Origin of the sequence: Bartonella sp. OC16QHHD (assembly GCF_042194035.1) — a bacterium.
Lineage (GTDB): Bacteria > Pseudomonadota > Alphaproteobacteria > Rhizobiales > Rhizobiaceae > Bartonella.
In genome coordinates this window covers 1-2,767 of sequence record NZ_JBHIMJ010000075.1, presented here as the reverse complement: position 1 = coordinate 2,767, position 2,767 = coordinate 1, and the positions used below count along the sequence as shown (strand labels likewise).

1 protein-coding gene is annotated in these 2,767 nt (G+C 44.8%); it reads left to right on the top strand.

Annotation, left to right across the window (positions count from 1 at the left end; translation table 11 throughout):
• Positions 1-2,767, top strand: a 2,767-nt coding sequence (locus ACFIK1_RS07200) for a hemagglutinin repeat-containing protein (protein ID WP_375662457.1), incomplete at both ends; no start/stop codon positions are given.

The following is a 2,767-nucleotide window of genomic DNA, read 5'->3' as shown; positions in this document are numbered from 1 at the left end:
CTTTAGCGTGACGGGCAATGTGACCAACAACAAAACGGGCTTAATTTATGTGAAGGGCAATGGTGCTTTACAAGTTGATGGTGCTTTGCTCAATGATTTTGGCACCATAATGACAGAAGGTGATTTATCTTTCACCAATGCAGAAGGCACAGGAAAAAGCCTTTCCCTTGTTAACAAAGCGGGCTTTATTCAAGTTGGTGGAAACTTAAATATCCAAACCAACACCCTGAAAAACGAAGCCGATAGCACGCCTGTCATCACAGAAAAAACGGAATATAGCGATATTTCTTTCCAAAAACCAGAACGCTTTGATTCAATTGAAAATGCGATTTTGTATCATACAACAAGTATAGCAAATGAGTTGGGGATAGAAATATGGGCCGTTTCCTATGAGGAAGTTGAATGTTCGGGAAACACATGTGATTTTCACTTTAAAAATTCTTTGCCCAACAAAGAGGCAACTTATGGTAAGATAACTTTAGAAGATGGGATAGTATACAAGGCATTTACTTGGAATGAAGAGAGTGAAAGTTCGGTTTTTTTTCAAGGGTACCGATGGAATAATTTATCTCACATGATACAGAAAACTGTCACGCAAGAATTTTCGCCTACTCGTCAAGGAATGATACAGTCTCACGGCAATCTTATTATTAACGCTGATACCATTGACAACCATTATAGCATTATAGAAGCAGGGGGAAACGCCGATATCCACGCCAATGTGCTGACCAATTTAGGTGCAACAGCTTATAAAAACACCTATATGGGTTGTCAGGCTAATACGGATGCTTATTGTTATGCTTATAACGCTGATGGAAGCCGAAATGTTGCTTTAGATATAATAAATAATGATGGTTTTCGCCATATCAATTCAGAAGTTCTCGATACTGTTCCTGGTCTTGTTCAAGCGGGTGGCATTTTGAATTTGGTGGTCGATCAACTCCACAACGAGGCAGCGGAAGGTTCGATTACAGGGGATGCGCATTTTGAGGCAAAAACCGTTGGAGGCAATCCACTGGAGTCCTTAAGTGGTTTGCCTGGAGCTGGCGCTCTCTTTACACCAAAAGTCGATCTCAATAATGCGGGGGAACTTGCTGAGGGGCTCCCTTTACCAAAGCCCCAATCGGGGGGTGTTGGGGGCACGCTGCCCAATCAAAATTTCATTTATGAAACGCGGGCAGAATTCCTTGATGTCGGCAAGTTTTATGGCTCAGCCTATTATTTGAACAGAATTGGTTATAATCCTGACAGAGAGATTTTTTTCTTAGGTGATGCCTATTTTGAAAAGCAGCTGATTGAGAAACAAATGCGTGATCTTGTTGGTCAAGGTTTGGGCAAAGGTTCCTTTATTCCTGGAAGTGATGCCATTGAACAAGTCAAAACTTTGCTAGATGGTGGGGCAGATTATGCAAAAGCACACAATCTCCCTTTTGGTGAGGCTTTGAGTGAAGAACAATTGGCGTCCCTAGAAGCCCCGATGGTGATTTATGTGCGCCAACAGGTCAAGGGCATGGATGTTTATGCACCGGTGCTTTACATCCCTGAAAAAGACAGAGCCTCCTTTGTTTCTGCTGGGGCTTTGAGCATGGGCGATGATGTCAATATCACCAGCCAAAATACAAGCAATTCCACAATAACCAATTCAGGGCGGATTGCGGCAAACCACCAATTGCATGTGCATGGTGGGGATATCCTCAGTCAAGGGGGGCATTTTGCTGCTGGTGGGGATGCTGTTATCCTTGCGGAGAAGAATATTCGTTTGGACGCAGGGCGCACAACGGTTGACGGCGTGGAGACCGTATTAAACACCGAGGCGCTTTCTGCTGGGGGTAATGCAACGGTGATTGCTAAACAAGATATTACCGCCTCAGGGGTGGGGATCAGCACCGGAGGTGATCTTGCCATGGCTACAGAAGAAGGCAACTTGACGATAGGCTCAGCTGCAACGCATCACCATAAACAGTATAGTGACTCCATTATGCACCATAAATCTGTGTTAAACTCTGGAGGCTCGACGACACTTCTCTCTGGAAAAGATTTGAATATTTTAGGCTCTGATGTTCAAGCGCATGATGATCTTTACTTACAAGCAAAAGAAAATGTTTCGATTGATGCTACACGCAACAGCATGGACAATCATCGCGGGAGTGAAACCTCCCATGTCGCCTTGCACAATGGCTCTCATTTAAGTTCTGGAAAAGATACCACTGTCATCTCGGGTCAAGATATCCATATTGCTGCTTCCGATATAGATGCGAAGGACAATGTTGCTCTTGGCGCACAAGGGGAGATAACAATAGGGGTGAGAAACGATGAAAGAGATTATCATTTTCAGAGCAGCGACTTTAGTGTTGATAGGCAAGAGTCTATTTCTCGGGGTTCTTCGATAAAATCTGGGGGTGATACCACTGTTGTTGCAGGGCAGGATGGGAAACCGCATGACCTTAGCATCACAGGCAGTTCCGTTGCGGCTGAGGGCAAGGTAGGGCTGAAAGCCAGCAACGATGTCCTGATCACCAATGCAGAGGATAGTTCACACCGTGAGATATCTAGCTACACAGATGGCGGTTTTTTTGGGGGAAGCTCATCCTATCATGAAACTTTTGGAGCTACCCAAGTGGTAGGTTCAAGTATAGCAGGAGAAAAAGGCGTTGCCATTGAATCTGGAAACAACACGGAAGTTGTCGCCTCGACGCTCGTAGCCGGTAAGGCAGAGGAAACGTCAGGAGAGAAAGCACCAGGAGAACAGAAACAAGCGGATATTACC